General features: G+C 45.7%; 27 protein-coding genes. 19 read left to right on the top strand and 8 right to left on the bottom strand.

All coding sequences use genetic code 11. From position 1 onward, the window contains the following. The first annotated feature begins 217 nt into the window (after positions 1 to 217). The 11 genes from A4U59_RS07360 (at position 218) to A4U59_RS07310 (ending at position 8,032) form a co-directional block, all read left to right on the top strand. Positions 218 to 538 carry a hypothetical protein gene (locus tag A4U59_RS07360; RefSeq protein ID WP_066172486.1) on the top strand — a complete coding sequence of 107 codons (321 nt, stop codon included), beginning with the start codon at positions 218 to 220 and terminating at the stop codon, positions 536 to 538. A gap of 38 nt (positions 539 to 576) precedes the next feature. Continuing rightward, on the top strand, positions 577 to 834 hold the full coding sequence (locus tag A4U59_RS07355) for an SHOCT domain-containing protein (protein WP_066172483.1): 258 nt from the start codon (positions 577 to 579) through the stop codon (positions 832 to 834). An 88-nt stretch (positions 835 to 922) separates the two neighbouring features. Further along, positions 923 to 1,369: a hypothetical protein gene (locus A4U59_RS07350; protein WP_066172480.1), complete on the top strand. Its 447-nt coding sequence runs from the start codon at positions 923 to 925 to the stop codon at positions 1,367 to 1,369. An 88-nt stretch (positions 1,370 to 1,457) separates the two neighbouring features. Further along, positions 1,458 to 1,688 (top strand): SHOCT domain-containing protein, encoded by a 231-nt coding sequence (locus A4U59_RS07345; RefSeq protein WP_083270721.1) that lies wholly within the window; start codon positions 1,458 to 1,460, stop codon positions 1,686 to 1,688. Between the two features lie 121 nt (positions 1,689 to 1,809). After that, complete coding sequence (locus tag A4U59_RS07340; RefSeq protein ID WP_066172475.1) at positions 1,810 to 2,547, top strand: urease accessory protein UreH domain-containing protein; 738 nt, start codon at positions 1,810 to 1,812, stop codon at positions 2,545 to 2,547. Between the two features lie 75 nt (positions 2,548 to 2,622). Next, positions 2,623 to 3,666: a F510_1955 family glycosylhydrolase gene (locus tag A4U59_RS07335; protein ID WP_066172537.1), complete on the top strand. Its 1,044-nt coding sequence runs from the start codon at positions 2,623 to 2,625 to the stop codon at positions 3,664 to 3,666. Between the two features lie 61 nt (positions 3,667 to 3,727). Beyond that, the gene (locus A4U59_RS07330; RefSeq protein ID WP_066172472.1) at positions 3,728 to 3,952 is read left to right on the top strand and encodes an SHOCT domain-containing protein; all 225 of its coding nucleotides are present in this window, start codon (positions 3,728 to 3,730) and stop codon (positions 3,950 to 3,952) included. 132 nt (positions 3,953 to 4,084) lie between these two features. Beyond that, a complete protein-coding gene (locus A4U59_RS07325) occupies positions 4,085 to 5,482 on the top strand; it encodes a sensor histidine kinase (protein WP_066172469.1) in 1,398 nt (465 codons plus the stop codon). Then, on the top strand, positions 5,460 to 6,149 hold the full coding sequence (locus A4U59_RS07320; RefSeq protein ID WP_066172466.1) for a response regulator transcription factor: 690 nt from the start codon (positions 5,460 to 5,462) through the stop codon (positions 6,147 to 6,149). Before A4U59_RS07325 ends, A4U59_RS07320 begins: the two co-directional genes overlap by 23 nt. 78 nt (positions 6,150 to 6,227) lie before the next feature. Continuing rightward, positions 6,228 to 6,857 (top strand): plastocyanin/azurin family copper-binding protein, encoded by a 630-nt coding sequence (locus tag A4U59_RS07315; RefSeq protein WP_066172461.1) that lies wholly within the window; start codon positions 6,228 to 6,230, stop codon positions 6,855 to 6,857. 293 nt (positions 6,858 to 7,150) lie between these two features. After that, positions 7,151 to 8,032 (top strand): multicopper oxidase family protein, encoded by an 882-nt coding sequence (locus A4U59_RS07310; protein ID WP_066172456.1) that lies wholly within the window; start codon positions 7,151 to 7,153, stop codon positions 8,030 to 8,032. A gap of 130 nt (positions 8,033 to 8,162) precedes the next feature. Here the strand turns inward: A4U59_RS07310 and A4U59_RS07305 are convergent, their stop codons facing one another. The 6 genes from A4U59_RS07305 to A4U59_RS07280 form a co-directional block, all read right to left on the bottom strand. After that, complete coding sequence (locus tag A4U59_RS07305) at positions 8,163 to 9,095, bottom strand: LCP family protein (protein WP_066172453.1); 933 nt, start codon at positions 9,093 to 9,095, stop codon at positions 8,163 to 8,165. A gap of 347 nt (positions 9,096 to 9,442) precedes the next feature. Further along, a complete protein-coding gene (locus A4U59_RS07300) occupies positions 9,443 to 9,814 on the bottom strand; it encodes a TipAS antibiotic-recognition domain-containing protein (protein ID WP_066172450.1) in 372 nt (123 codons plus the stop codon). A 258-nt stretch (positions 9,815 to 10,072) separates the two neighbouring features. Beyond that, positions 10,073 to 11,191 carry a Ger(x)C family spore germination protein gene (locus A4U59_RS07295; RefSeq protein ID WP_066172447.1) on the bottom strand — a complete coding sequence of 373 codons (1,119 nt, stop codon included), beginning with the start codon at positions 11,189 to 11,191 and terminating at the stop codon, positions 10,073 to 10,075. Continuing rightward, the gene (locus A4U59_RS07290; RefSeq protein WP_066172444.1) at positions 11,181 to 12,287 is read right to left on the bottom strand and encodes a GerAB/ArcD/ProY family transporter; all 1,107 of its coding nucleotides are present in this window, start codon (positions 12,285 to 12,287) and stop codon (positions 11,181 to 11,183) included. Before A4U59_RS07290 ends, A4U59_RS07295 begins: the two co-directional genes overlap by 11 nt. Beyond that, a complete protein-coding gene (locus A4U59_RS07285; RefSeq protein WP_083270719.1) occupies positions 12,284 to 13,834 on the bottom strand; it encodes a spore germination protein in 1,551 nt (516 codons plus the stop codon). The genes A4U59_RS07290 and A4U59_RS07285 overlap by 4 nt, the downstream gene beginning before the upstream one ends. Before the next feature lie 522 nt (positions 13,835 to 14,356). Next, positions 14,357 to 15,301 (bottom strand): hypothetical protein, encoded by a 945-nt coding sequence (locus A4U59_RS07280; RefSeq protein WP_083270718.1) that lies wholly within the window; start codon positions 15,299 to 15,301, stop codon positions 14,357 to 14,359. Positions 15,302 to 16,068: 767 nt separating this feature from the next. Here A4U59_RS07280 and glpK point away from each other — a divergent pair. The 5 genes from glpK (at position 16,069) to A4U59_RS20830 (ending at position 19,453) form a co-directional block, all read left to right on the top strand. Then, a complete protein-coding gene (gene glpK / locus A4U59_RS07275) occupies positions 16,069 to 17,565 on the top strand; it encodes a glycerol kinase GlpK (protein ID WP_066172441.1) in 1,497 nt (498 codons plus the stop codon). Positions 17,566 to 17,807: 242 nt separating this feature from the next. Continuing rightward, positions 17,808 to 18,326 carry a hypothetical protein gene (locus A4U59_RS07270; RefSeq protein WP_066172439.1) on the top strand — a complete coding sequence of 173 codons (519 nt, stop codon included), beginning with the start codon at positions 17,808 to 17,810 and terminating at the stop codon, positions 18,324 to 18,326. 332 nt (positions 18,327 to 18,658) lie between these two features. Next, on the top strand, positions 18,659 to 18,892 hold the full coding sequence (locus A4U59_RS07265; protein ID WP_066172437.1) for a DUF1659 domain-containing protein: 234 nt from the start codon (positions 18,659 to 18,661) through the stop codon (positions 18,890 to 18,892). 87 nt (positions 18,893 to 18,979) lie between these two features. Next, positions 18,980 to 19,198, top strand: coding sequence for a DUF2922 domain-containing protein (locus A4U59_RS07260; protein ID WP_066172434.1), 219 nt, complete (start codon positions 18,980 to 18,982; stop codon positions 19,196 to 19,198). 81 nt (positions 19,199 to 19,279) lie between these two features. Continuing rightward, positions 19,280 to 19,453, top strand: a complete 174-nt coding sequence (locus A4U59_RS20830) for a YvrJ family protein (protein WP_083270717.1) — start codon at positions 19,280 to 19,282, stop codon at positions 19,451 to 19,453. A 699-nt stretch (positions 19,454 to 20,152) separates the two neighbouring features. On the opposite strand, the gene A4U59_RS07255 is transcribed toward A4U59_RS20830, so the two are convergent. Beyond that, a complete protein-coding gene (locus A4U59_RS07255) occupies positions 20,153 to 20,701 on the bottom strand; it encodes a GNAT family N-acetyltransferase (RefSeq protein ID WP_066172431.1) in 549 nt (182 codons plus the stop codon). Positions 20,702 to 20,800: 99 nt separating this feature from the next. After that, positions 20,801 to 21,721 carry an aminoglycoside phosphotransferase family protein gene (locus A4U59_RS07250; RefSeq protein WP_066172528.1) on the bottom strand — a complete coding sequence of 307 codons (921 nt, stop codon included), beginning with the start codon at positions 21,719 to 21,721 and terminating at the stop codon, positions 20,801 to 20,803. Between the two features lie 141 nt (positions 21,722 to 21,862). On the opposite strand from A4U59_RS07250, the gene A4U59_RS07245 reads away from it, so the two are divergent. From A4U59_RS07245 to A4U59_RS07235, 3 genes are all read left to right on the top strand, one after another. After that, positions 21,863 to 22,384 carry a ferritin-like domain-containing protein gene (locus tag A4U59_RS07245; protein ID WP_157888149.1) on the top strand — a complete coding sequence of 174 codons (522 nt, stop codon included), beginning with the start codon at positions 21,863 to 21,865 and terminating at the stop codon, positions 22,382 to 22,384. A gap of 161 nt (positions 22,385 to 22,545) precedes the next feature. Continuing rightward, positions 22,546 to 23,910 (top strand): MATE family efflux transporter, encoded by a 1,365-nt coding sequence (locus A4U59_RS07240; RefSeq protein WP_066172428.1) that lies wholly within the window; start codon positions 22,546 to 22,548, stop codon positions 23,908 to 23,910. Positions 23,911 to 24,441: 531 nt separating this feature from the next. Then, entirely contained in the window at positions 24,442 to 26,310 is a 1,869-nt protein-coding gene (locus A4U59_RS07235) for an OPT family oligopeptide transporter (RefSeq protein ID WP_066172425.1), read from the top strand. The last annotated feature ends 51 nt before the right edge of the window (positions 26,311 to 26,361 follow it).

Below are 26,361 nucleotides of genomic sequence, written 5' to 3'. Positions count from 1 at the left end.
TAAAAAGTGTGCAGAAACGGTCGGATAAAAAAGTTTTTAAAAAGCGGTGCTAAAGTGCAAATTTGAAGCAGCAAAGTGACTGGTGCGCAAGCAAGAGTTCATTTTTTATATGCTTTCAAAAAAAAAAAAGGAACGTCAAAAAGTGTTAACCATTTATGCAAACTTTCTCGATAATTAAAGGCGAAAATGAAGTCAGAAAAGAAAGGAGAGAGAGTAAATGAAAAATAAAGTACTCACAGGCATACTGGCGGCAGCATTGATCGCAGGAGGTGCCACATCTGTTATGGCATACAGTGACGGGGGCGCGGCAGATCGTCAGCCTCAGAGAGAAGGCGCGGGCACATTTAATTTTGGGCAGATGCAAAATTACATGGAACAAATGCATCCCGAATGGTCTAAAGAAGAAATAAAAGAAATGTACAATTACATGCATGGTACAAACGGTTCAGCTCCGAGCAGAAATTTTGAAGAGATGCATGGCGGAAATTGGAACGGGATAGAAGATATGCATTCCGGCGGAATGGGTTTTATTGATTAATCCAGAATTGAAGTGAGAAACCGAAAGGAGGAATAAGGATGATGGGCTGGGGATTTAATGGAGCGGGTAACTGCTTCGGATTTGCCGGTGCGGGAGGATGGGGAGGTATGCTCGGTTTTGGCATTCAATTAATAATCCTCCTGATTATTGTCTTTGCCGGCATAAAACTTTTCAAGAGCACAACAAATCATGGAAATCCAAACAATCTTGCACTTTCCATTTTGGAAGAACGTTTTGTAAAAGGTGAAATCAGTGAAGAAGATTTTGTTCATAAGAAAGAAGTATTAAAAAGTTAAAGATACCATACACAATTCCGCCTTTTTAAGGCGGCATTTGTGTTTCGAAACCTGCCAATCCGGCAAATTATGAAAAAGAGGTAAGTAAATGAAATTATGGCTGCGCGATATCATGACGGTAGGGGCTGTGTCTTTTTTATTGCAATTGATTTGGGAAGTGTCGCAATGCAGTGTGTTTTATCAGATGGAACTCAACCTTTTGAATCCTCTATTGTGGAGTGCAACATTTGGGGATATGAATATGACGATATTTTTATATGCTTTACTATCATTTGTCCACGGAACCCGGGATTGGATTGAACAACCGTTCACAAAAACCACCATGGTTATCATGACCCTATATGCATTGTTCCTCAGCTTCTTTTTTGAAATCTCAGCTTTATATAAGGGCAGGTGGGAATACTCTGGGTTAATGCCGTTTTTTCCTGGTACGAACATCGGCCTGCTGCCGGTTGTCCAGCTTCTGATTTTGTTCCCGGCTGCTTTTTATATAAGCAAACTGGTTTTGAAAAGGACTGAAAATGCCAGGGTATAAAACAGGAAAAACGCGGACCGAACTGTTTGAATAAAAGCAGGCTGGGAAAAATGGTAATAAAATGAGTGAAAACAGGGGGTGAAACTTTATGGGCGGCGGAGGTATGATGAACGGCGGCTTTGGTATGACTGGCGGCTGGTTTTTGCCGATTCTCGTCATTATTCTTATCGCAATCGGAATTATATACTTTATGAACAACAATAAAGAAAATAGCGGACGAACCGAATCAAGCTCACTGGATATATTGAAAGAACGCTACGCCAAAGGTGAGATTTCCGATGAAGAATACGAACGGAAAAAAGCCAAACTTGAAAGGTAAGCAAAAAGGATGCCCGGCTGCAGGCCCCGGCATCCTTTTTGCCTTTGGCTGAAAAATGCGCAAAAACTGCACAAATATCTGGTAGGTTTGTCTCCATGAGAAATGAAATGGGGGTGGGAACGTGTATGACCTGTTCAGCAGGATGAGCCAGGTTTTGAGCGAGCCGTTTTTGAATATGGCAAACAGCATTGACGGCGTACCGATTCTTTCCGCATTTGTACTGGGGCTTATCGGTGCGCTTGCCCCCTGCCAGATTACCGGAAATCTTGGGGCGATGACAATTTACGGGAATCGTTCTATCCAGCGGGGTATTGCCTGGCGGGAAATCACGTTTTTTGTATTAGGAAAGGTGATGGTGTTTACGGTTCTTGGCCTGATTGTCTGGGCATTGGGAAGGGAATTCCAGCAAACGCTCACCGCATTTTTTCCGGCGGCCCGCAAACTGATCGGCCCGCTGCTTATCTTTATCGGCCTTTTCATGGCAGGATTTATTAAATTGAGAGGAACGATTGATCTCGGATTCGGTTCCGAATCTCTTTCAAAACATCGCGGAAGTCTGGGGGCATTTCTGATGGGAGCAAGTTTCTCACTTGCCTTTTGCCCGACTATGTTTGTTCTGTTCTTCCTCACACTGATGCCGCTTGTCCTATCGGCAAGTTACGGTGTGATTCTGCCGGGAGTGTTTGCGATTGCCACATCGATTCCGCTGCTTATATTGATAGGACTTATCTGGTACCTTGGCGGAGGCGGAACGTTTATGAAGAAAAGCCGTAAAGTGGGGATGATTGTCCAAAAAATTGCCGGCTGGCTGCTAATCTTGGTCGGTGTTCTGGATACAGTCACATACTGGTCTATATAAGAACCGTGAAGGAACTACTTATTCATGTATACGAGAAGAACATGGAAAACAATTGTAAAGGAGAATGAATACTTCATGAAAAAAACGATCATGGCCTCTGCGCTAAGTACAGTATTGCTGCTCGGCGCCTGTTCAGGGGACGAAACAGCAGAACCTGAAACGGATCAGCAGGGTGAAGAGACGCAAAACGGAGAAAAATCAAAGGAGTCAAACAAGAATAAAGAAGAGAATCAGAAACAAAACACAGAATCATTCACTCTGCCTGCCGAAAGTGATTTTTATAAAGAAGCTTCTGATAAGCAGGTTGAACACATTCATGGAATCGGATATGCCGGCGGTAAAGATGCCGTATTTGCCGCAAGCCATGAAGGACTCATCGCTTACCAGGATGGCAAGTGGTATGAAACGAAGGAAGAAAATCACGACTATATGGGTTTCCAGGCTGTTGATTCCGGCTTTTTTGCGAGTGGTCATCCTGAATCAGGTTCTGACTTGAAAAATCCGCTCGGTCTGGTCAAAAGCGAAAACGGCGGTAAAAGCTTTGAGAAACAGGCCTTTTACGGGGAGACTGATTTCCATCATATGACGGCCGGCTATAACAATCATATGATTTATGTCGTCAATCAGCAGCCGAATTCAGAGCTGCAAAGCGGCGTTTATTACAGTGAAAATGAAGGGGAAAACTGGAAAGAAAGCAAGATTGAGGGATTCCCGGCAAAACCGGTTGCGTTATATGCGCATCCGCAAGAAAACAATAAAGTTGCAGTGGCAGCGGCTGATGGCATCTACCTTTCAGACGATTATGCCGACACGTTCAAGAAAGTGACAGAATCTTTCCCTGCTACCGCAATGGCTTTTAAGCCGGAAGGAGGATTTATTGCCGCAACCCTTAGGGACGAAAAAGCTGGACTTGCTGTTTATTCAAAAGAAAGCGAAAAGCAGAAAGACATAGCCCTTCCTGATATTTCCGATGATGTAATTTATTATGTTGCTGTCAGTCCGGAAAATCCGGAGGAGTTTGTCATATCGACGGAGCAGAATAACATGTATCAGACGAAGGATGCAGGTGAAAACTGGACACAACTCATGGATGCAGGAGAACTTTTAACATCTGAGTGACCCTTGGCTCACCTGGCAGGAACAAGGTAAAATAAAAGCAAGAAATGAGAGGAGGAGGCCTATGCATATGTGGAATGGCCTCGGCGGCTGGAATTGGATGATGAGCCTTATGGGACTTTTCTGGATCGCATTGATTGTACTTGGGTTCTACCTGGTGTATGTCTTTATAAACGGGAAAGGAGCAAGGCGGAGCGACCCCGTTGATATTTTGAAGGAGAGGCTTGCAAGAGGGGAAATATCTGAAGAAGAATATGACAGGTTAAAAGAAAAATTATCAGAAAGATAAAGAAGCGGCTGCTTCCCGGGCAGCCCGTACATACCGAAAAGCAGGATGTTATTGTGCTTTTTCAGTACTTTGTTAGCATCCAATTCCCCTCTTATTACAACAGTAATTGGGCAGCGGAGCGGAGGGAGTCCATTGAAAAAAATATCCTTCAAACTCGGAGTTTTATTTCTTGTTTTTATGCTGATCATTGAGTCGCTCTGGTTCTTTATTTTATACACCGGCCTTGCCAATGACCGGATTGATGAAGAAATCCAGGCATTACTGGCAAGAGGAAACAGCCACAGGGATGTGCTTGAAAAAAACTTTGATCAATCAACAATTTCCCATGTCGCTTTGATGGAATCAGAGACGGAAACCGCAGTCGTTATCACAGATGGGCAAGGGAACATACTCGGCAGCTCAAATGAGATAACAACTGATATGTCTGATCATATCGCGGATCCTAATGAAGAAATAGGTGGGGAAGGCGAAGTGTTAGAAAATAAGTGGCAGGATGCATCGCATATTTCGACCGTCAGCCCAATCATGGTGGATGGGGAACGGCAGGGACTTGTTTATATGTTTTTGAATACCTCATTCCTGCAAAACACGATCAACCGGTTAAGCAGCCAATTTTTGGGTGTGGGAGCGTTTTCACTGCTGTTTACCGTCGCTACAATTTTCATCCTGACGCGCTTGATCACAATTCCGCTTGTCCGGATGAAAGAAGCCACCCAGGATATCAGTGAAGGCAAGCTTACTGTTTCGCTGGAATATGACAGAAACGATGAGCTGGGGGAGCTTGCCAGGACGATTCAAAAGCTTGCCAGCAGCCTTGAACGGCTCAGGAGGGAGCGAAATGAATTTTTATCCGCTATCTCACACGAACTGCGCACTCCATTGACTTATTTGAAAGGGTATGCCGATATTGCCGGCCGTGGGTCTCTTCCGGAAGAAGAGCGACAAAAGTACCTCGGCATCTTGAAAGAGGAAGCGGCCCATCTTGCCAGGCTTGTCCAGGGGCTTTTTGACCTTGCCAAAATGGACCAGCATGAATTCAAGATTGACAGGCAGAACGTTGCGCTTTGCAGTTTCCTGGAAGAAGTGCGAACGAAAACGATCCATATGTATAATGAAAAAAAGGTGCATCTGGAACTTGATTGCCGGGAGCCAATAGCCGCATATATAGATCCGGTCCGCTTTGAGCAGGTAATGATAAACCTGATTGACAATGCATTAAAGCACACTCCTGCAGGCAAAAGGGTTCTTTTAAAAGCGCGATCTGAACGAAATCATATAACCATTGAAGTTGCTGATGAAGGAATCGGCATCCCTGAACGTGAATTGCCTTATATATTCGACCGGCTGTACCGTGTTGAGAAATCCAGGTCCCGTGAAAGTGGAGGAAGCGGGCTGGGCCTTGCGATAGCAAAAGAAATTGTGGAACTTCACGAGGGAACCATTTCTGCTGCAAGCAAAGTTCACACAGGTACAACGATAACAATTCGGTTAAAAAGGAGTGTTGATCATGGCCCAAATTCTGCTGGTTGATGATGAGGAACGAATGCTTGATTTATTGGATCTGTATTTGTCACCGCATGGGTACAGCTGTTTCAAAGCGGCATCGGGCTTGGAGGCAGTCCGGCTCATAGAAAAAGAACAGGGAATCAATCTTGTGCTCCTTGATATCATGATGCCGGAAATGGATGGATGGAAAACAGCTGAAATGATCAGAGAAGTGCGTAATATCCCAATCATTATGCTGACGGCACGTGATCAAAAGAGTGATGTAGTCAAAGGCCTTCAGCTCGGAGCTGATGACTATATCACAAAACCTTTTGACGAAGAAGAACTGCTGGCCCGCATTCAAGCGGTGCTGAGGCGGACACAGCAGACAGAGGAAATCGAATTCAACGGCCTGGTATGGAATGGGGAAAAACATGAGCTCCTTTATGAGGGGAAATCAATCCGCCTTACACCGAAAGAGTTTGCCCTCGTCGGCATTCTGGTGAAAAGCCCTGACAGGGTGTTCAGCCGTGAACAGCTGATCGAATGGGTATGGGGATTTGATTCAGATACAGAGGGCCGCACAGTGGATTCCCATGTCCGGAACTTAAGAGAAAAAGTCAGGAAAGCCGGTTTTCCGATTGATGACTATTTGCAAACGGTATGGGGAGTCGGATACAAGATGACTCATTCAGCAGCCTCAAAGCAATAGTGTGTACACAACGAGCCTTCCTTGACATATCGCTAGTTTCCTGTGATGATAACAGCTATCACAAAGGGGGGGAACAATGTGAATGGAAGACAAAAAGGCTGTTATTTAATATTCAGTTTAGCGGCTGCAGTTGGTTTAATGGCAGGATGTTCTGTCAATGAAGAGGCTTCACCGCAGGAGGACAAACAACCGGAAAAGACAGAACTTGCACAGCAAAAGGATGAAACAGATCAGCCGGAAGAGACACAGCAACAGGGTGAAGAAACAGCTAAGAAAACCGGGGAAAAAGATCAAGGAGACAACATAATCGAAATCTCTGCTTATGAAATGGGATATACTCCTCCTTCCATCACCTTTGAAAAAGGGAAGGAGTATGAGCTGGTCATGCATAATGAGGGAAAAGTATTTCATGACTTAACAGCGAAGAAACTTGATGTCCAGGTCACTTATATGGGAGATATGCCTGACCACCCGGAGGAAGTGTCTTTCTTAAAAGGCCTATTAAAAATGAAAAAGGCGTATGCCGAGGGTGACCATGACGGCGGCCATGGTGAGGAAATGAATTACATCCATATGAATGCCAGCCCCGGTCAAACGGTCAGAATTAAATTTATCCCGGAAGAAACAGGGGAGTTCAAGTTTTTCTGCAGTGTGCCCGGCCATGAAGAAGCAGGCATGCATGGCGGCTTTGCAGTGGAAAGTCAATAAGAATCTTTATACCAGAGGCAAAGACTGCGGTCTTTGCCTTTTTGCTATTGTATTGTTAGGGGCAAGGGGAATAGAATGAAACTGCGTCTTCACTTTTATATCCTTCTTAATCGGCCCTTCACCCGTCCATTCAATATTAATTCAGTAAAATTGCTCAGGGGATATATACTCCTGCAAAGGCACTTTCCGCTAAAATAATGTGCATAATAAAAGCACACTTTCTGATCAAAAACTCATTCCCCTTTACAAAGGTTCATACAATTAGATAGTCAAACTGGAGAGGGTGAACCGATTTGTGGGAGAAACGTCTGCACTTTTCTGACGGGAAGTTTGCAACGTATAAAGACATTGAAAATGGCCGGTACTTTACACTTGATGCCCAAAAGATCCGCCATGATGTTTTGCCGGGTGTTACACTTGACGGAATGGGCTACAACGGATCGACACCAGGGCCGCTTATTGTTGTCAAGCAAGGTGAATGGGTGGCGATTAAAGTCAATATTCACCTTGATGAGGCGACTTCTCTGCATGTCCACGGCCTGGCGAAACCGAACAGCCAGGATGGGGTGCCGGACATTGAACCGACGCCTTCAATTAAACCGGGGGAGAGCTACACATATAGATTCAATGCATGGCAGGCAGGGACATTTTTCTATCATTCCGGGAATCCCTTGCATATAACACGCGGAATGCTGGGTGGTGTTATTGTGCTGCCTATTGACGAGAGGGAAGTGCCTCATCGCGATTATGTATTGATCCTTCAACAGTGGGAATTGCCGCAGCCACCAAAGGGCAGGATTGAAAAAGGAGTTTTTGAACCTTTAAAGTTCGATCAGAACCCTAACTTTTTTACGATTAACGGAAAAGCTTTCCCGGAAACCACACCTTCAGAGACCAGGTACGGAGAAAGAATCCGGTTTCGCTTTATCAATAAATCGAGCACATCGCATTCGATGCACTTGCACGGACATGATTTCAGGTTGATTGAAGTTGACGGTTTTCCGCGAAGTGAATACATGGATACAGTTGATGTTCCTTCCGGACGGAGGAACAGTATTGAGTTTTGGTCCAACAATCCCGGAATATGGGCGGTAAACGGCACCAAAACATTCCATCAGACGAATAATGGGGTGACTCCTGGAGGAATGATCACGAGGCTTGTCTATAAAGAATAGGCCAGGAAAAGGAATTGTTGTTCAATAAGTTCACTGAAATGAAAAGCGAGGAATTGAGCCAATTATTGAAAGGGAAATCAGCGTGCAAACTGAAAAAGGCCTGCCCATTTGGACAGGTCCTATTCAGTGGTTATTCCAGAAACTCTTTCAGTGCCTGGCGGTTTTTTTCCATATCCAGTTTAAGGACGGCACCGGCATGGCTTACTCTTGTTTCAGTAAAGCCGCCTTCAACCGGAATGCGTAAGTTTTCAATGTCTTCAGCCTTTTGAAAGACGAAATCTTTCCCTACGGAAAGCATCCGTGTCGTTTCCATGTTTGTGTCAACATAACCTTGAAGAGTGCCGGCAAGCTGCGGAAGCTGGGTGACGGCGCTGATGCTGACGAATTCGTCCTTCAGCTTTCCGATGACTTCCTGCTGGCGTTTTACCCGTCCGAAGTCGCTTTCGGCATCATGACGGAATCTTGCGTACCCAAGAAGTTCCTGGCCGTTCAGGTTTTGCTGGCCGGGTTCAAGTGTTACGCCGATGTTTTTTTCCATCTTTTTTTCCACATTGACCGGAACACCTTCCGGGGCAATGATATCGACCATTTTTTCGAAGCCTTTAAAGTCAACGATGGCATAGTACTCAACATCGATATCGAAATTTTCTTTGATGGTCTGGCGAAGGAGCTCAGGCCCGCCGTAAAAGTATGCGGCATTGATTTTATTCTTGCCCCGGCCGGGAATGTCCACGTAACTGTCACGCATGATCGATACGAGCTTAGGCGTATTATCATCATGATCGTATTGGGCAATCATGATGGTGTCTGAGCGCGAATCCTCCTCTCCGCGCGAATCCACACCAATCAAGAGAACATTTGTATTACCGCTGCGGTCAGGTATACCGTTAAAATCGTAAGTTTCTTCAGGTTTATCTGTTTCGGCCTGGCTGAGCCCCCTTTGATATTCCATATAGCCCAGTCCGAGCATCGTCAAAATAAAAGCAACAAGGACAAAAGTGATTCGGCGCAGCCAGCTTTTTTTCTTTTTTTGCTGCACACGCTTATCCATACGTGAGTCCATTTTTTTACCTCCAATTAAATGAAAAGCCATTCCTCCAGGCTTTTATGCAAGGCAATGCCTGGCGTTTGAAAGAACAATACTTCCTGACTCTGATGAAAATCTCCAGTCTATTAGACGAAAGTGACAGGGAAATGTTTCACTTAGAATCCTTTCACTTAGAATCTAAAAAACTGCAACACTCCTATTATAAAGCAATTTTCCCCTTTTGTTGAGTCCTGGAACCTGAAAAAGAAATTTATTTTCGACAATCATACCCGCTTTGTACTGAAAAGTAAACATGGAAGATAGCAGCAAAAAAGGCACCATTCACCAGGTGCCTAAGAAACGTACAGGATAGTTGTGAAGAATCAGCCCTTTTCCATTTCATCAGCATAGAAATGGATTGCTTCCCATAAAAAATTTGGGAGTTCCGGCTGGAAAGTAACAATGCTTTCGAGGAAACGGGGATCATTTACAAAGACATCCGCCAGTGACCTGAAGACGTCCGGGGGACAGTTGTAAAAGTGGTCCGCAATGTGCTGGCGGAATTGGCCGACCACATTCTGGACATCGGCAGAATGAGGGTGGAGATGAAGGACGTTATCCAGCTTCCGGCAAATTTTGCTGCCTTCTCTATGGACAACCTGCCAGTCTTCTGAGTCGTACAGCGATGAATCAATCTGCTGGAGCACTTTTATTTTTTTCTGATCAGGAGATATTACCTTTTGGTATTTTCCCATGTGATCCCTCCTGCCCGAATGCTTGTTGTGAAAACTCCGTTCGAAATGGTGAATTCAGCCTGATCAAAGGACCAGGCCGGATTTTAATGTACAGATGCAGTTGAATTGTTTGTTGGTGAAATGAATATGAAATACATCACTCATCATCTGTACACAATATTTCATGTCCGGTCTAAACTGTCAAGGCTAACAGGAAAAGCGCTAAAAATAGACATATAACGACAGATTTCTGAGTGTTTTTGAGAAATTACGTGCCCATTAATCCAATACACCGGTATTTTTAATTTTGACTTTTATCGTCGGTGTTATTTTCATTTCCTTGAAATAATTGTCGCCCAGTTTGCCGCCTTCCAGTTTATCGGAATGAAAAGCGAGCAAGTCTCTCCCGAAACTGAAAACGTCGCTGTTTGCTCCCTGCACTTTCTTTACGGCATCTTCTGCTTCTTTCGTAAGGATTTCACTCAGCTTTTTATTCAGTTTCTTTTGTGTGGCTGGCTCATCGAGACGGTCTTCAGGATATTCAGTCACATTGACTGTTAACTCAACGTCCACGTTGGCCGTGATTTGCTTGCCGTTAAAAGAAAAGGAAGTATCGTTTTTTATATCCCATATATCAAATGAAATATAGTTATTCATCCATTGCTCTTCATCATCATCTTTCACTTTTTTAGTGAAGGAACCATCTTTTAGTGCATACCTGCTCAATAGCATGATGATTTCAGATTCTTCTATATCGAGTACTTCGCCGGTGAACGTTTCTTTGTTGAAAAGAGCCGTACCTTTTAAATTGATCGTGTCATTTTCCTGATCGACATTTAAGTAAGGGAGCATGAAATCGTGCCCTTCATCAAACATATACGTACAGACGGTTTGCAGAGTTAATTCAGGAACGACACCGCTGGCTTCTTCACTTTCAAGAAGTTCTCTGATGTGTTCTGAGATGAGGGTCTCCCCCTTTTTTCTCATATAAAGCATGTCAGCCCCTTTCCCTTCTGTCACTGCAACTTTTCCGCTTAAGGCACCGAGCGGGTCGCGATATAGAACATCAAGGAGCGGATAGATATCTTTTTTAGCCATCTCATCTCCAATCAAATAAATCAGGATTTTTGAAGAGCCGAACCGGCCTGAAATTTTTGTATCGACTAATTGTTTGGCTGCCCGGATCGTCTTGGCTGTGACCGAGACGATTTCATTTCCTTCGGGCACTTCCGGATTGCTGGCAACGGTTCGGATTGCAACCGTGTCCTTGACGTTTTCTCCCTCCAGGTCAAAAGCGGCGCCGTATACCAGGCGTGTTTCTTTGAGCAACTGCAGATCCCAGCAGCCGCTAAGCAAGAGAAGGGTTGGAATAATGATGAATAACCATTTATACTTCATACCGGCCGCCACCTTTCTTTTTCATCATTTTCGCTTTTACCAAACCGGAAATCAGCAGAAAAGTCGGAATAACCAGGACGAATAGATAGCTGGCTTTTTCTAAAAAGTTGGAGTATGAATCAATGCTGATAAGGTCGTCCGGCAAGAACATATAGATGATCAGGGGTATCCAGCTTACATAGACCATTTTTTGATGACCTTGCGTGTGTAATAGGCTGGCCAAACCGACAGATGAACTGTAAAGATAGGATATGAATGAAGTTGCGGCAGATACGATCCAAACAGTCAGGAATAGCAGGTCGATCCGGTCGATAATCTTAAACTCGAATGCTTTCAGCATATATAGTACAGGTTCAGGTATGATCTCGATTTCTTTCGGGCTGAAGGTCATCAGGGCAATAAGGACAACAAAGGTATAGAGAAGTGTCACAAAAAGGTTGCCGGCAAGCAGCACCCGATATGCCTTCCTTTTTGTTTTCATCATGGGCAAGGCCAGGAGAAGTATTTCAAAACCGATCATTGCGATAATCGAGCTGTTAATCCCTTTCGCAATCCCTGTTATCCCTGACTGCCCGACTGGAAGGATGAAACGGTAATCTACAAAGTTCAGTGCGGGTAACACCATGAACAGCAGTAAAACGGCAAGGATGAAAGAAAATGAGTAAAACCTTGCGATGATGTGAATATCTTCATAAGCCAGGTAACTGCAAATTCCGATGAACAATAACAGGATGATCCACGAGGGGGTCATCGGGAATACCCAGCGCTGGATGATCCGGCCAAACAGGATTAAGATTAAATTTGCCACTAGTAAAAAATAGAAGGTGTATAAAACGCTGAACAGTTTTCCGGCGAATTTCCCAAAAATTCTTTCAGGGATTTTGAAGATCGTATCTTTTGGATACAGCTTGCTGAGCAACCAATAAATTGTGATGATTAATTGTACGGCGGCTCCTGCCAGAAGAACGGAGAGCCATCCATCGCCCTTTGCAAATTCCTGTACATCATGCGGAAGCGACAGAATACCGATGCCAATCTGGGTCTGTAGAGTCAGCACAAAGACCTGTCCGCGTGTGATCGATTCTTTTTCCCTCATTCCTTATCATCCCATTGACGAGAAGAAGATTCCTGCAGCCTGAAAACAGGTCTGGCATCCACAGGCCTGTTGTCGAGCAACCAGATCGGCAGCCGCACGACCGTGTCCTTCATGCCGACTCCCCGGAGCGGACCGAACGGGGTCAAGTATGGTGTTCCGAAAACTTCAAGCTTGCACAGATGGATCAATAAGAACATCAAGCCGAATGCAATCCCGATAAGCCCGAAAACAGCTGCCAAAAGCATCAATGGGAATCCGAGCAGCCTGACTGCCGTACTCATTTCATTTGACGGGACGATGAACGATGCAATTGCCGTCAACGCAACCACAATGACCATCATATTGGAGACAAGGTTTGCATCAACAATCGCGTTCCCGATAACGAGTCCGCCGACAATGCCGATTGTCTGGGCGATGGGGCGGGGCAGCCGGATTGTCGCTTCCCTGATCAGCTCAAGAATCAGCTGCATTGCCATTGCTTCAAGGATCGGCGGCAGCGGAATCGGTTCAAGCGACGACTTGATTGTAAACATCAGCTCAGTCGGTATAATTTCATAGTGATAGGATATGACAGCGATATAAAGGGCGGGCAGCCCGATTGAGATAAAAAAGCTGACCAGACGGACTAGACGGTAAAAAGAACCGATATACCATCTGGAGTTATAATCATCCGGTGATTGATAAAAATTGATAAAAGTGGACGGCGCAATCAGGGCAGATGGGCTGTTATCCAGGAGCAGAGCCGCTTTGCCATCCATTATGTTCGCGATCACCCGGTCCGGCCGCTCTGTTTTCAGCAGCTGCGGGAACGGGGAAAACGGACGGTCCTCAATGTACTCTTCAATAAAACCGGGTGTCTGGATAAAATCAGTTGAGATCGAGCGAACTCGTTTTTTTATGTCGTTTAACAGTGACTTATTCATCAGATGATTCAAATATACAATTGCAATCCTTACCCTGGTTGATTTTCCGACGTTTAAATATTCCACTGTGAGGTTTGGATTGTTACTCATTTTCCGCAGCATGTTGATATTCGTATTCATATTTTCGTTAAATCCAAGATGTGAGCCCCGGACAATATACTCATTGCCGGGTTCCTGGATGGAGCGGTCCTGGGGTTTGTGATGCTTTATAATGGCAAATGTTTCGATGCCTTCCATCAGCAATACAGCGGCTCCGCCAACCATCATATTGACAGCCTTCGATAAATCGTTTTCCATTTCCAGGTGAGGGGCCGGAAGTATATCTTTCAGGTCGCCGCTCTTTTTTTCAAGTAGCGGAGTAATGATGAATTTTTCAATCGCATCCAGATCTACAAGCGTATCGAGGTAAAGAACGGTACACGGCAAGCCGTTAAAGTCCAGATCTCTCCTTTTGAAATCCTGAGTATAATTCAGCGAGGATTGAATAAAATCAATATTTGCCTCAAGGCTGCCGGTTGATTGTTTTTCAGGGACAGAATCTGCCTGATAAGGATAGTCCCGAAACGCAAATTCATTTTTCGGGTTAATTTTATCACCCTTTTTTTTCTTTAAGAATGAAAACATCGAATCCACCTGCCCCGCTAATCAGAGTTTCAGTTAGTTTGCGGAGGGAGAGAAATATTATGCATTTACTGAAGTCATTGGAAATGAACATGAAAAAGAGACTTCATCGGATGAAAATGAAGTCTCCTTTAGCAGGCTCGGTATCTTTTTTTCGTAAACACAACGCAAGCCGCCCGTTGGCGACTCCTGTTCAGTCAAGAAGAGATATTCAGCCTTTCGGTTCCCACTGTCTTCTCGCCTCTGCATTCAGGACATTTTCTTTCAAAGCTGACGATGAATCTTTCTCTTATTTTTCCCTTCCCATGACAGGTAGGGCATAGAACAATCAAACTCATGGTCAAACTCCTTTCCAATAAAAGTCTCTTATTTGTATTATCCCCGCATTCGGCGAAATATAACCATGAAGAAGATGATGTCAAAGAATTGTAATGACAAACGGAAATGCTGTGTCGGGGAGCAACATATTTGGTCCGCTGAAGAAATAATAAGAGCCGGGCGAAATTGCCCGGTCCCAGAACATTTTCAGGATCCGCTTATTATGTTCATCTTTACTCTTCCGAAACTGGCAAGCAGTGTCAGTGCTTTTAATGTAAGGACGCCTGCCCAGGCTTTTTCAGCTTTTCTCCACGCATCTTCATAAATCCCCCATTTCCAATTCGGCTTAACTCTTCCCTCTTTCTCAAGCGTATCGACTAAAAAGTCGAGGTTGCGGCTGATCCATTCCTCTTTGATGCCAAACCGTTTGTTTTCGGGACAGGAAACAAAATCCAGCGGTTTCGCGACATAGCTGTCCCACTGGGAGGGATCTGGATGAACGAGAGAAGTGACAGCAGTTTTCAGAGCGGGATCCATTTTAGAAGCAAGCGGCGCCGGCAGCATATTATATAATCGGATATAACAATAGATTTCATGCTGGGAGTCGAACATTTGCAGCTGATTAAGATTCCCGATTGCCGTTTCGGCTAACGTAACAGGGTCAAGCACAGTGAGTTTTTCTTTATAAGTAAACAGGTAACCGATGATTTCCGCAGCCGGGTTTCCCCAATGCTGGTCAATAACGGTCATGCCCGTTTCAGGATCTGCTTGCCACCATGGGGCATGCGGATATTCATTTACTTGCTGTAATACAGAATACCACCCGTTTCTGCTCTCCACGTAGGATTTTTCAAAGTATCGAATACCTTTTTCGATTAGCGGAACACTCTCAGGCAACGGATCCAACTGGATCAGCTGCTGAAAAGCAACAGAGGTGGCGATGGGCGAAGATGCGGGCATCCAAAAGTCAGCTTCCAGTCCATTGCCAAATCCGCCGTCCTCATTTTGGAATTTTTGCAATTCGGTAATGACACTGGAACCGCTGCCGCCGTTAAAGTAATAATCGAACCAGCTTTTTTCAAGAGGTCTGGCGTTCAGGTCAATAAAGGATTCAGCTCTGTGAAATGCCGTTTCAGATAACATTTTTTTCAATTGATGAACCTCCTTTTGATTGTTGACTTAATTAAGGCAAGAGTATCGGGGCACTCCTGGGAAATGCCCAGCTGTTCCTTCTTGCGGTGAGAAAACGAGGAAGCTTATTCAGTCTCTTGCTAAAATATGGACTGCAGAAAAATTGCTCAGCAAGGGATGAGCGATGCCAATCAGTCTTTCTGTGGGAAGGGAATTGTTTACCTTGTCAACAGGAACTCCGCTTGATGGAAGTCGGGTTGAAATTAACAATGGAGTTAAACATAGCTTTTTATAGAATACTTTTCGAGAGTTTGAAGTGTTGTTCCTCTATTGGAAACAGAAAACTCATTTAGGTCATCGCTGGCTCCAAAAAAGCTGAAAATACTATCGTCCTGCGTTTTTACTTTACAGAAAGCAAACAAAGGATATCCATTTAGGTCGATTCAAAAGGGATTTGTTCCGGCAATTTTCTTTTCTCACTTCACTGGAAGGGAGTGATAACGTTTCCGCGCCTTCCGAATCTGTTAACTAAGTATTGAGACGATGAATGAATTAATATAATCAGATTTGCTTTTCATAAAGGGTTTCTCTTTTTTATTATTGAATAGGATGAATGTCACCGTTTGTTGTCGGATTCCTAATTGCAGAAATCGGGCTTTTCTCCCGGCGCTGCTTTGCTGAGGGTGACCTATTTTGCAGGTGACAGAGGTCCCCGGGCAACACCAGTTAGTGCCGATGTAAAAACGAATGATTCTAGCATTTCAAATCGTTGACAGGGGGTAATTTTAATGGAAAACAAGTATATTTTAGCACTCGATCAGGGGACGACCAGTTCAAGGGCGATTTTGTTTAATAAACAGGGTGAGATTGTGAATACGGCACAAAAGGAATTTACGCAGTATTTTCCGGAAGCTGGCTGGGTCGAGCATAATGCGCAGGAAATTTGGAGCAGCATTCTTTCCGTCATCGCCCAGGTGCTGTCATCGTCCGGAGATATTTCTGCTGCTGATATTGCCGGAATCGGCATTACAAATCAGCGGGAGACAACGGTTGTCTGGGACAGGAACACAGGCAGACCGGTATATAATGCGATTGTATGGCAATCGAGACAGACAGCGGGGGTTGTTGAAGAACTGAAAGGGCAGGGGCATGAGCAGATGGTAAGAGAAAAGACCGGGCTGCTGCTGGATGCATATTTTTCCGGTACGAAGGTGAAGTGGATTCTGGATAACGTGGATGGTGCACGTGAAAAAGCGGAAAACGGCGATTTGATGTTCGGCACGATCGACACCTGGCTCATTTGGAAGCTATCAGGCGGAAAAGCGCATGTAACCGATTATTCGAATGCATCCAGGACGCTGATGTACAATATCCATGAGTTGAAATGGGATGACGAGCTCCTGAAAATACTTGGAGTTCCAGCATCGATGCTGCCCGAAGTGCGACCGTCATCTGAAATCTACGCGGAAACGGTGGACTACCACTTTTTCGGGCATAATGTTCCGATTGCAGGAGTTGCAGGTGACCAGCAGGCTGCCCTGTTCGGCCAGGCTTGCTATGAAAAAGGGATGGCGAAGAACACATATGGAACAGGCTGCTTCATGTTAATGAACACGGGTGAAAAAGCAGTGCAATCCGAACACGGGCTTTTGACGACGATCGCGTGGGGAGTGGATGGTAAAGTCGAGTATGCGCTTGAGGGCAGTATTTTTGTTGCCGGATCAGCTATCCAATGGCTGCGGGACGGCCTGCGGATGTTTAAAGATGCATCTGAAAGCGAAAGGTATGCTGAAAGGGTCGAGTCTACGGACGGTGTATATATGGTGCCGGCTTTTGTCGGTCTTGGAACGCCGTATTGGGACAGTGATGTCCGCGGTGCTGTTTTCGGCCTGACAAGAGGGACATCGAAAGAACATTTTGTGAGAGCTACGCTTGAGTCACTTGCTTACCAGACGAAAGATGTTCTGAATGCAATGGTGAAGGACTCGGGTATAGAGCTGAAAACACTCCGGGTTGACGGCGGTGCCGTCAAAAACAATTTCTTGATGCAGTTCCAGAGCGATATGCTTAACGTTCCGGTCGAACGCCCTGTCATAAATGAAACAACTGCACTTGGTGCCGCCTATCTTGCCGGGCTGGCAACAGGCTTCTGGGAGGACCGTTCAGAGATCGCTGAAAAATGGAGTGTCGATAAGTCATTTGAAGTGGAAATGGAGGACAAGCAGCGCAACGCACTGTATGAAGGCTGGCAAAAAGCTGTTCATGCAGCGATGGCGTTTAAATGATGCAGCTTCACTATTGAGGGATAAAACGGTAACTAGATCTATGCATATGGAAGATATGAAAATAAGCAGAGGCTCCGTACCTGGGAATGTTGAGCGGCAGGTGCGGAGCTGCTTTTTTCTCGGGTGTTCCAATAAATTCCATATAAATAGGAAATATTTACACAGGTAAAAAGGCTTCATCCGGAACGTGAAATATCCGATAATAGAAACTAAGATTCCAGTTACTAGAAAGGATGTCCCGGATGAAAGATATACTTGCAGAACAGATTGATACGATGCTGAGTGTCATTAAAGGACGCCATCAGGCGGATGATGAGACAGCCAGAAGCATTTTGCTGAAGGCACTCGATACGATGAAAGTGAGACATGAACTGGTCTATCAGGCCGATTTGGATTATCTTAAATGGGAGAGAAAGTACCGATTCAGTTACCCTGCCGTTTTGGAATACTTAAATAACGGGGAAGTGCGGATTACATTTCCTGACTTTACGGATGGGTCCACGTATGCTCTTACATACGAAAGCGCAACATTTACTGCTGAGCAGTTTCTGCAGCTTTTGATTGAAAGGGATTTGGATAAGAAGGGGCGGTTGCCCCGGCCTGAAAGCTTCACAACTGTTGAAGATGAAGCGGCGGGAAAGATAGGAAAGGGCGGAGAGAGTAAGGAAATAATCAAAGAAGAAACGGTTGTAATCTCCATTGGAGAAGAGGAACTGGACACACGCTCTGAAATTGAGAAACGTTGGGATGTCGCGGAATAAACATTATCGGTTTGACAGGATCATTAGGAATTTGAAAAATTAAGACGATTCGGGTTTATATATGGCGGAAATCGTATATATCCATAGTAAGGGTTCTGTTCGAGGCTGCGTGCACGCCTTGGGCGGAGCCTTTTTCATTTGCACAACCCCCTTTTTGTTCCAGCGGATGTTTGCGGTGGTTATTTGGTGGATTGAACAGAATTTCAGGAAGAAGGAGTTCAGGTTACCGGCGGAATGCCTGGCAATTGCGAAGCAATTGCCAGGCATTTTTTTATCTTTTATAGCACTTTTCCAACCTTTCAGCCTATATACAGGTGAAGGAGGTGAGGGACATGGCAGAGGCATTGGTTACGGACAGCCAGCTTCGGCTGGTGTTTGACCATGGTGTTGATGGTGATGGGAAGCCGATCTATAAGAACAAGAACTTCAACAATGTGAAAGTGGATGCAACGGCAGATCAGCTTTATAACACCGGTCAGGCACTTGCAGGTTTGCAGCAGCATCCATTAAGCAGGGTGGAACGCAACGATTCGTTTGATCTTATTCAAACAACTCCGACAGCGTAAGCAGGTAGAATGATGATCTGGTGAATCCGTTGAGGTTGGCCGGTTCATCATCTGCTAAGTCAAAAACTTGAGGAAGGAGGAATGGATATGGCAAAAAAATTGGAACTGAAATTTGCGAACGAAGCAGGCTCGGTCGTGACAATCAGTCTCGACGATCCGATTGAACCAGTCGATCCGCTGGCAGTAAGTGCGGCTATGGATGAAATCATTACCCATAACGCATTCAGTTCATCCGGCGGAAATCTGACAGAGAAAAACGGCGCCCGTATTGTGGAACGGACAGTAAATGATATTACGATTGCATAAACCTGAGGAAAAAGGGGGCTGAAAGCTCCCTTTTTCTTCAGCCCATTACGGGTATTTTACAGGGAAGAGGGGTGGAAAGTAATGGAACAGTTGCTGCCGTTAATTCAGGAAGTCGGTTTTCCTGTTGTTGTCACACTTTATTTGCTTCATCGGATTGAAGGTAAATTAGATACTCTCAACAATACGCTTAACCGTTTGCCAGAACGTATGCAGCAAGTTGAAAACATACCCTATAACGATCAAAAGACCGTCTGATGACGGTCTTTTGATCGTTATAGGGCTGTCCCTTTTTGAATGAATTAGGCCGCCAAGTGAACTGTGGGAATTCACTTGACGGCCGGGGAAGAGTTGGTCTTGCCAACTTTCCTCAATATTGTGCCCCGTTCGGCAAGAAATATACTTATAATTAGGATCAGGCTATGGTAGAGCATATTGCTGCGAGTGTGCAACCCGGCCGAGAGCAGCGGGACAGGCGACACCCCACAGGAGCGCTGTTCAGGATCATCGCCTGTGCCGCGGAAGCAACAGCTCGGTTGAAAAGCCATAATTAATCATCAGATGAAATAGCCGCTGAATACAATCATCATAAATTCAAGCATTGTTCGACAAAGGCCGGCAGACAACGGGACTATTGATATGAAGTTAATCTGTTGATAAATTTGCGGACTCAGGTAACTAACATGGGCGGTGTGGATAACTTAACAGGAGTTTCAAAAACTTTGCACATTTATCCCTCATTGACATGTGAGTAACCTTTCAAACGGGGGATAAGTTTCTGGATATGTGGATAAATATTCAGAACATACAAAAATCGACAAAATCATATCCACAGATGTCCGTTTAGCAGAGGGCGCTAGACAATAGGATAAAAGATCGTAATTTAGGAGAACAGACATCAACTAACCCGCTGTCTAATATTTAAAATCCTGCATACTAAATTTTTTATCTCACATTTTACAGAAGTGGTGCGAAAGGAAACTCTTCTTTTAAGATGGAGTACACCTTCCTGTCTTCGAAAATTCCATCAGCAAAATACACCTGCCGCATTGTTCCTTCATACGTCATGCCGATTTTTTGCATCACCCTCTCTGAGCCGGTGTTTTCAGGGTGGCATCTGGCCATGATCCTGTTCAGTTCAAGCTCCCTGAAGCCGAAAGTGCAGACAGCCTTCGATGCTTCTGTCACATAACCGGTACGCCAATGAGGCTTGCCGATTACGTAGCCGAGTTCCGCACAATGATGGCGGAACGAGAGATCGGCAAGGCCTGCTGTGCCGATAAGATCACCCGTCTCCTTAAGGATGATTCCCCACGTCAATGTGTCTTTGCGTTTATGTTCCAGAATCGCAAGCTCGATAAATTCCCGTGTATCGTCCAGGTGATGATGGACCTCCCATGTCGTGAATTTAGCAACCGTGGGATCGGAAGCATAGGCAAAAATCGACTCCGCATCTCCTCTTTCCAGCGGCCGGAGTATAAGCCGGCTGGTTTCCAATTGTTCCATTCATTCCAATCCTTTCGTCATAAGGTCCTGTTATTTCAAATAGCTGCTATGTAACAAATATACCTTTTTCAGACTGAGGCGAATCTTGTAAATTCAATCTTACAGATCAGGCAACTGACCAGTAATAAGCTGTTTAAAAGCTTCCGCCGCCTGAATGGGTTTTTGCTCACATCCGGCCTTATCCTCCAAACACCATAGTGCTGCCAGAACAGAATGGCAAAATCCCCATTTTAAAATCCTGTCACGCTGCAGGGAAAGCTCTTCGGCAAATATGGAAACCCGCGTTCCAATGACGGTGCGCATGTCCGTTTCCGGCAAACAATTCAGCATGTATTGAATGAGATCATATTCAGCCTCTCCGATGAGGCCTTTCGGGTCTATGGCAAGCCAGCTGTCCTTCCCATCAGACAGAACATTAAAATGGTGAAAGTCGCCGTGCAGGAGCCGTTTTTTCCGGCTGGTTTCATTCAGCCAGCGGAACATTTCAGTTGCTTCAATAAGCGTTTCTTTTGACAACCCATCCGTACCATCTGGGTACTTTCTGAGCTGCTGAAGAAGACTTTTTTCTCTGTCTTCCGTCGTTGGAAGATCTGTCGAGGGCGGCGGGTCTGTCCACAAGTTCCGCAGTACATCAGATGCAATCAGTGCTGCTTCCTGGTCGTCATTGACAGCAGAAAGAGAAGTGCCGGGATTGATTCGGTCCAGAAGGATGATGCCTTTTTCCAGATCATAATCCTTCATTGTAACCATCCCGCTTTTTCTGTTGAAAAAAGACAGGGCCTCCACTTCATTGTTCACTCCCTCACCCGGCACACACAGCTTGATCACACCATCTGTCTCATCATTGAACAGTACAGGAGCCACAAAATTATAAGAAAGGCTGAAAGGTTCCAGAACCTTGCATCCCCATCTTTCCTCACAATACCGAATCAGTCCGCCGAACGCCTCAATCCACCTCTCCCCCTCTTCGCCATGTACATTCCGGACAGTCTCCTGAAAATCATGCGGCAGCTCCATCATTGTTTCCTCCTTCAAAAACGTTGCCTGGGAATTGCCTGGCAATTCCCAGGCAACCATAGGTCAAAATACCTATATGAATGTTTCCTATGCTGTTACACAAAATATACCGGAAAAACCAATAGGATAGAAGGAGGAAGGAAGATGATGAAGTTTAGAATGGTTGTGCTGGCTGCTGTTGTAGGAGCGATCATCGGTATTTCGGTTCCGGTTCATGCGCAACAGGATATTCCGGCGGATTATGGAGCGGCAGGTGCGCTGAAGGATACGGATATCAGCATTGAGGAGGCGCTGACTTATGCGATCCAGGATGAGTTTTTAGCCCAGGCACGCTATGATGCTGTTATCAGCAAATTTGGGCAAAGGAGGCCGTTTACAAATATAAAAGCTGCTGAACAGCGTCATATCGAAGCATTGATCCGCCTGTTCCGCAAATACGGCATTCAGGTTCCTGTTGATGATGCGAAACAATATGTCAGTGAACCTGATACCCTCAATGAAGCTTTCCAGGCCGGTATAGGAGGGGAGATCACGAACATTTCCATGTATGAGAAACTGGCCGGCCTGCCGGACCTGCCGACGGACATCAAGGCCGTCATGGGAAATCTCAGCATGGCCTCCAGGCAGCATCTGGCTGCTTTCAGAATGGGATTGGAGCAATTGTAATACACCTGTTTAAATGCCAATCAGGAATAATGAAGCCGGACATCAGATTCAAGAAATTAATTCCGCCTGCCGCGGCTTTCCTTTGTGTTAAGATGTAGAAGGATTCAGGATTAGCGAAACCGGCAGTATTGCTGTGTATCGATGCAAAGGATGAAGCGGCAATGTATAAAACGGATACGATGAAGCAGAAGATTTTGTTGCTGCTGACCATTCTCTGGCCAATATTGGTCACGCAGGCTGGAATGTTCAGTATGAACCTTGTGGATACCATTATGTCAGGGCGGGCCGGGGCAGATGACCTGGCTGGTGTTGCAATCGGTACGAGCCTCTGGATCCCGATATTCACCGGGTTAAACGGCATCTTGATCGCGGTGACCCCTATTGTATCGCAGTTACTTGGCGCTGACCTGAAGAACAACGTTCCGCGTGCTGTCGTACAAGGGTTGTATCTTGCCATTGCCCTGGCCCTTTTTGTTATCCTCACCGGGTCATTTTTGCTGGGACCGATACTTGATATGATGAAGATCGAACCTGACGTCCGGTATATTGCATTCCATTATTTGACCGGTCTGAGTTTCGGGATGGTTCCGCTGTTTATGTATACGGTTCTCCGCAGTTTTATCGATGCCCTCGGGCAGACACGCGTCAGTATGAGAATCACGTTCCTCGTATTGCCTGTAAACATCTTTTTCAACTATATCCTTATTTTTGGAAAAATGGGATTTCCCGAACTGGGCGGTGCGGGAGCGGGTTATGCAACTGCAATCACCTACTGGACTTTTTTTCTGGCCGCTTTGCTGATCGTCCATCGCAGTGAGCTTTTTATCTCATATCGGGTTTTTCGTAATATATACCGGCCTTCATGGGCAGCCTGGAAAGAGCAATTGACGATCGGGGTGCCGATCGGCCTTACCATCTTTTTCGAAACGAGTATTTTTTCTGTTGTCACACTGTTGATGAGTGAGTTCAATACGGCAACGATAGCAGCCCACCAGGCGGCCTTGAACTTCACATCCATGCTTTATATGATTCCGTTGAGTATTTCGATGGCACTCACGATCGCTGTCGGTTTTGAAGTTGGCGGAAAACGAGTGGCTGATGCCAACGCTTACAGCAAATTCGGCCTCGGAATCGCGGTGGCGATGGCATTTGCCAGCGGCCTGTTTCTTTATTTATTCAACAAAGACATTGCGGTTCTTTATTCCGATAACAGTGCCGTTATCAGGCTGACTCAGCATTTTATCATTTATGCGATCTTTTACCAGCTTTCAGATGCAATTCAGGCACCTGTTCTCGGCATTTTGAGAGGATATAAGGATGTCAACATCCCCTTTGTCATCTCACTTGTATCCTACTGGCTCATCGGCCTCCCGATTGGCTATGGACTTGCCCAGTATACCGGTCTGGGCCCCTTCGGCTACTGGATCGGCATTATTGCCGGACTGACAGCGGCAGCTGCAGGTGCATCAATCCGCCTTTACTATATACAAAGACGATTCAAGGCCAGGTTTTTTGCGTCGGAGTAGAAAAACTGCCAGAGCAGAAGAAATTTTCTGTCTCAGGCAGTCTTTTTTTGTTAAGGAAATTATAAAATTTAAGCGTTATGGATAAAAAGCCAGAAGGGAATCGTCCAGCTCCAGGCGCCAGCGGCTATCGTCATAAGCGGGGATCCCCTCCGGGAGGAAAGAGCACTTCCATGCGGTTACCCCCGCTTATGTGTAAGCCGCTATGCGGGCGTCTTGCGCATTTGTTCTGTGCCTTTCATACACCCGTTTTTCAGAATCAGCTGGAAAAATCATTAAAATGTATCAGTTGAAATTGCCGGATTGCCGTACTGAAATAGGCAAAGTGTGTCTGTGGAAAAAAAGAAATTATAAAATTCACTTTATTGCTGACGGATTTTAAAAGAGGTTTCCGAATGAATGGAGGGAGGTAATAAATGTTAGGCCGTTTGCTCCTGCTTGCTTTTATGCGCCCTTTTTCCCGTCATAATCCAGTTTTCATAATCCTTTTCGTACTACCATTACTTTTACTATGCAGAATGGAGGCAGAAGAACATGGCACAATCACAGAAAAAGGTTGAACACAAACCTTACATTTCCCCGGACGATAAAAGGCCTGAATTGACCCTGCTCGCCTTAATTGTCGGGGCATTGCTCGTAGTAGTCTTTGGAGCAGCAAATGCTTATCTTGGCCTGCTTGTCGGAATGACAGTTTCGGCATCCATTCCGGCAGCGGTTATTTCAATGGCTGTGCTCAGAGTCATCCTGCGCCGGCAATCCATACTTGAAAACAACATTGTCCAGACCATCACTTCCTCAGGGGAAGCACTGGCAGCGGGTGTCATTTTCACATTGCCGGCACTTTTTATATGGAACATGCAGCCAAGCTTGCTGACAATGGGAATCATTGCCCTTGCCGGCGGAATCCTTGGTGTCGTTTTGATGATTCCGCTTCGAAAAGCCCTTATTGTCAATGAACACGATACCCTTCCGTACCCGGAAGGCACGGCATGTGCAGAAGTGCTTGTAGCCGGGGAAGGGAAAGGCCGGGGGGCAAAACTGGTATTCTGGGGCCTTGGAATCGGCGCTTTATTCAAGTTCCTGACAGATGCCATCAAGGCATTTCCATCTCAGGTGGAATGGGCGATTTCAGGATTCAGGAACGCTGCTTTCGGCATGAATACCATGCCCGCATTACTTTCTGTCGGTTACATAATCGGGCCGCGGATAGCGGGAATCATGTTCGCCGGTGCTGTTCTCGGATGGCTCGGCATCATCCCGCTGATCAGCCACTTCGGTTTGTTTGCTGAGGACCCGATCTATCCCGCGGAAGTGCCGATTTCAGAAATGGATTACCATGCAATCTGGGATAGTTACTTGCGTTACATCGGGGCAGGTGCCGTTGCTTTTGGCGGCATTGTCGGCCTACTTAAAACTTTGCCGACCATTTTTGCTTCTTTCACAGGAGCCCTGAAAGGCTTCAGTGAGTCAGGGATGAGTCACGGAAAACTCCGTACCGAACAGGACATCCCGTTTTCCTTGATTATCGGCTTGACCATTTTGCTCGTCGGAATCCTGGCATTCTTCCCGCAAATAGAAATAGGCATTCTCGGCGCGTTGCTCGTGCTCTTATTCGGTTTCTTTTTTGTCACTGTTTCCGCACGGATCGTCGGTGTCGTCGGCAGCTCGTCTAATCCGGTATCCGGGATGACGATTGCCGCATTGATTTTCGTAGCGGTCATTCTGAAAGCAACCGGCCTTACAGGTGAACCGGGAATGCTGACAGCCATCATCATCGGCGGTGTCGTCTGTATCGCTGCTGCAATTTCAGGTGATACTTCCCAGGATTTGAAAACCGGTTTCATTCTTGGCGCCACGCCAAAGTGGCAGCAAATCGCACAGCTGTATGGAATTTTGATTGCAAGTATTGTCACGGGTTTTATCCTCATTCTCTTAGATGGTGCATACGGATTCGGTTCCCAGGAGCTGCCGGCACCGCAGGCGATGCTCATGGCGCTCGTTGTCGAAGGCATCATGGAAGGCGATCTGCCATGGAACCTGATTTTTATCGGAATGGCTGCAGCTGCGGCAGTTGAGCTTTTCGGCATCGGATCGTTGCCGTTTGCAGTAGGGCTTTATCTTCCGATCCACTTGACATCACCGATCATGCTTGGCGGCCTTGTCAGAGGATGGATTGACACACGGGAAAAACGCGAAGAAGTGCGCCGCAAGAAAACGGAACGCGGCATTTTGCTTGCTTCCGGCTTCATTGCCGGTGAGGCATTGACGGGAGTTATCATCGCGATCGCTGTTACAGCAGGATTCGTCATGCCGGAAGAGGCGATGTTCGGCACATGGGCATCAATTCTGGCATTCGCAGCTGTGACTGCGGCACTATTCATGACAGCCAATAAAAAAGCGTAAGTTTTTATAAGGCCTGATCCCGCCGGGGGTCGGGCCTTTTTGATAGGTAAG

This window comes from Bacillus marinisedimentorum, assembly GCF_001644195.2.
Classification (GTDB): domain Bacteria; phylum Bacillota; class Bacilli; order Bacillales; family Bacillaceae_O; genus Bacillus_BL; species Bacillus_BL marinisedimentorum.
Note: the sequence above shows the minus strand (reverse complement) of the source record. Positions and strands in the feature narration are given on the sequence as shown.

Bases quoted from the DNA above. Each gene is read 5' to 3' on its own strand.
- A4U59_RS07360 (WP_066172486.1), top strand. From the start codon at position 218: ATGAAAAATAAAGTACTCACAGGCATACTGGCGGCAGCATTGATCGCA.
- A4U59_RS07355 (WP_066172483.1), top strand. From the start codon at position 577: ATGATGGGCTGGGGATTTAATGGAGCGGGTAACTGCTTCGGATTTGCC.
- A4U59_RS07350 (WP_066172480.1), top strand. From the start codon at position 923: ATGAAATTATGGCTGCGCGATATCATGACGGTAGGGGCTGTGTCTTTT.
- A4U59_RS07345 (WP_083270721.1), top strand. From the start codon at position 1,458: ATGGGCGGCGGAGGTATGATGAACGGCGGCTTTGGTATGACTGGCGGC.
- A4U59_RS07335 (WP_066172537.1), top strand. From the start codon at position 2,623: ATGAAAAAAACGATCATGGCCTCTGCGCTAAGTACAGTATTGCTGCTC.
- A4U59_RS07330 (WP_066172472.1), top strand. From the start codon at position 3,728: ATGCATATGTGGAATGGCCTCGGCGGCTGGAATTGGATGATGAGCCTT.
- A4U59_RS07320 (WP_066172466.1), top strand. From the start codon at position 5,460: ATGGCCCAAATTCTGCTGGTTGATGATGAGGAACGAATGCTTGATTTA.
- A4U59_RS07305 (WP_066172453.1), bottom strand. From the start codon at position 9,095: ATGGACTCACGTATGGATAAGCGTGTGCAGCAAAAAAAGAAAAAAAGC.
- A4U59_RS07300 (WP_066172450.1), bottom strand. From the start codon at position 9,814: ATGGGAAAATACCAAAAGGTAATATCTCCTGATCAGAAAAAAATAAAA.
- A4U59_RS07295 (WP_066172447.1), bottom strand. From the start codon at position 11,191: ATGAAGTATAAATGGTTATTCATCATTATTCCAACCCTTCTCTTGCTT.
- A4U59_RS07290 (WP_066172444.1), bottom strand. From the start codon at position 12,287: ATGAGGGAAAAAGAATCGATCACACGCGGACAGGTCTTTGTGCTGACT.
- A4U59_RS07285 (WP_083270719.1), bottom strand. From the start codon at position 13,834: ATGTTTTCATTCTTAAAGAAAAAAAAGGGTGATAAAATTAACCCGAAA.
- glpK (WP_066172441.1), top strand. From the start codon at position 16,069: ATGGAAAACAAGTATATTTTAGCACTCGATCAGGGGACGACCAGTTCA.
- A4U59_RS07270 (WP_066172439.1), top strand. From the start codon at position 17,808: ATGAAAGATATACTTGCAGAACAGATTGATACGATGCTGAGTGTCATT.
- A4U59_RS07265 (WP_066172437.1), top strand. From the start codon at position 18,659: ATGGCAGAGGCATTGGTTACGGACAGCCAGCTTCGGCTGGTGTTTGAC.
- A4U59_RS07260 (WP_066172434.1), top strand. From the start codon at position 18,980: ATGGCAAAAAAATTGGAACTGAAATTTGCGAACGAAGCAGGCTCGGTC.
- A4U59_RS20830 (WP_083270717.1), top strand. From the start codon at position 19,280: ATGGAACAGTTGCTGCCGTTAATTCAGGAAGTCGGTTTTCCTGTTGTT.
- A4U59_RS07255 (WP_066172431.1), bottom strand. From the start codon at position 20,701: ATGGAACAATTGGAAACCAGCCGGCTTATACTCCGGCCGCTGGAAAGA.
- A4U59_RS07250 (WP_066172528.1), bottom strand. From the start codon at position 21,721: ATGATGGAGCTGCCGCATGATTTTCAGGAGACTGTCCGGAATGTACAT.
- A4U59_RS07245 (WP_157888149.1), top strand. From the start codon at position 21,863: ATGATGAAGTTTAGAATGGTTGTGCTGGCTGCTGTTGTAGGAGCGATC.
- A4U59_RS07240 (WP_066172428.1), top strand. From the start codon at position 22,546: ATGTATAAAACGGATACGATGAAGCAGAAGATTTTGTTGCTGCTGACC.
- A4U59_RS07235 (WP_066172425.1), top strand. From the start codon at position 24,442: ATGGCACAATCACAGAAAAAGGTTGAACACAAACCTTACATTTCCCCG.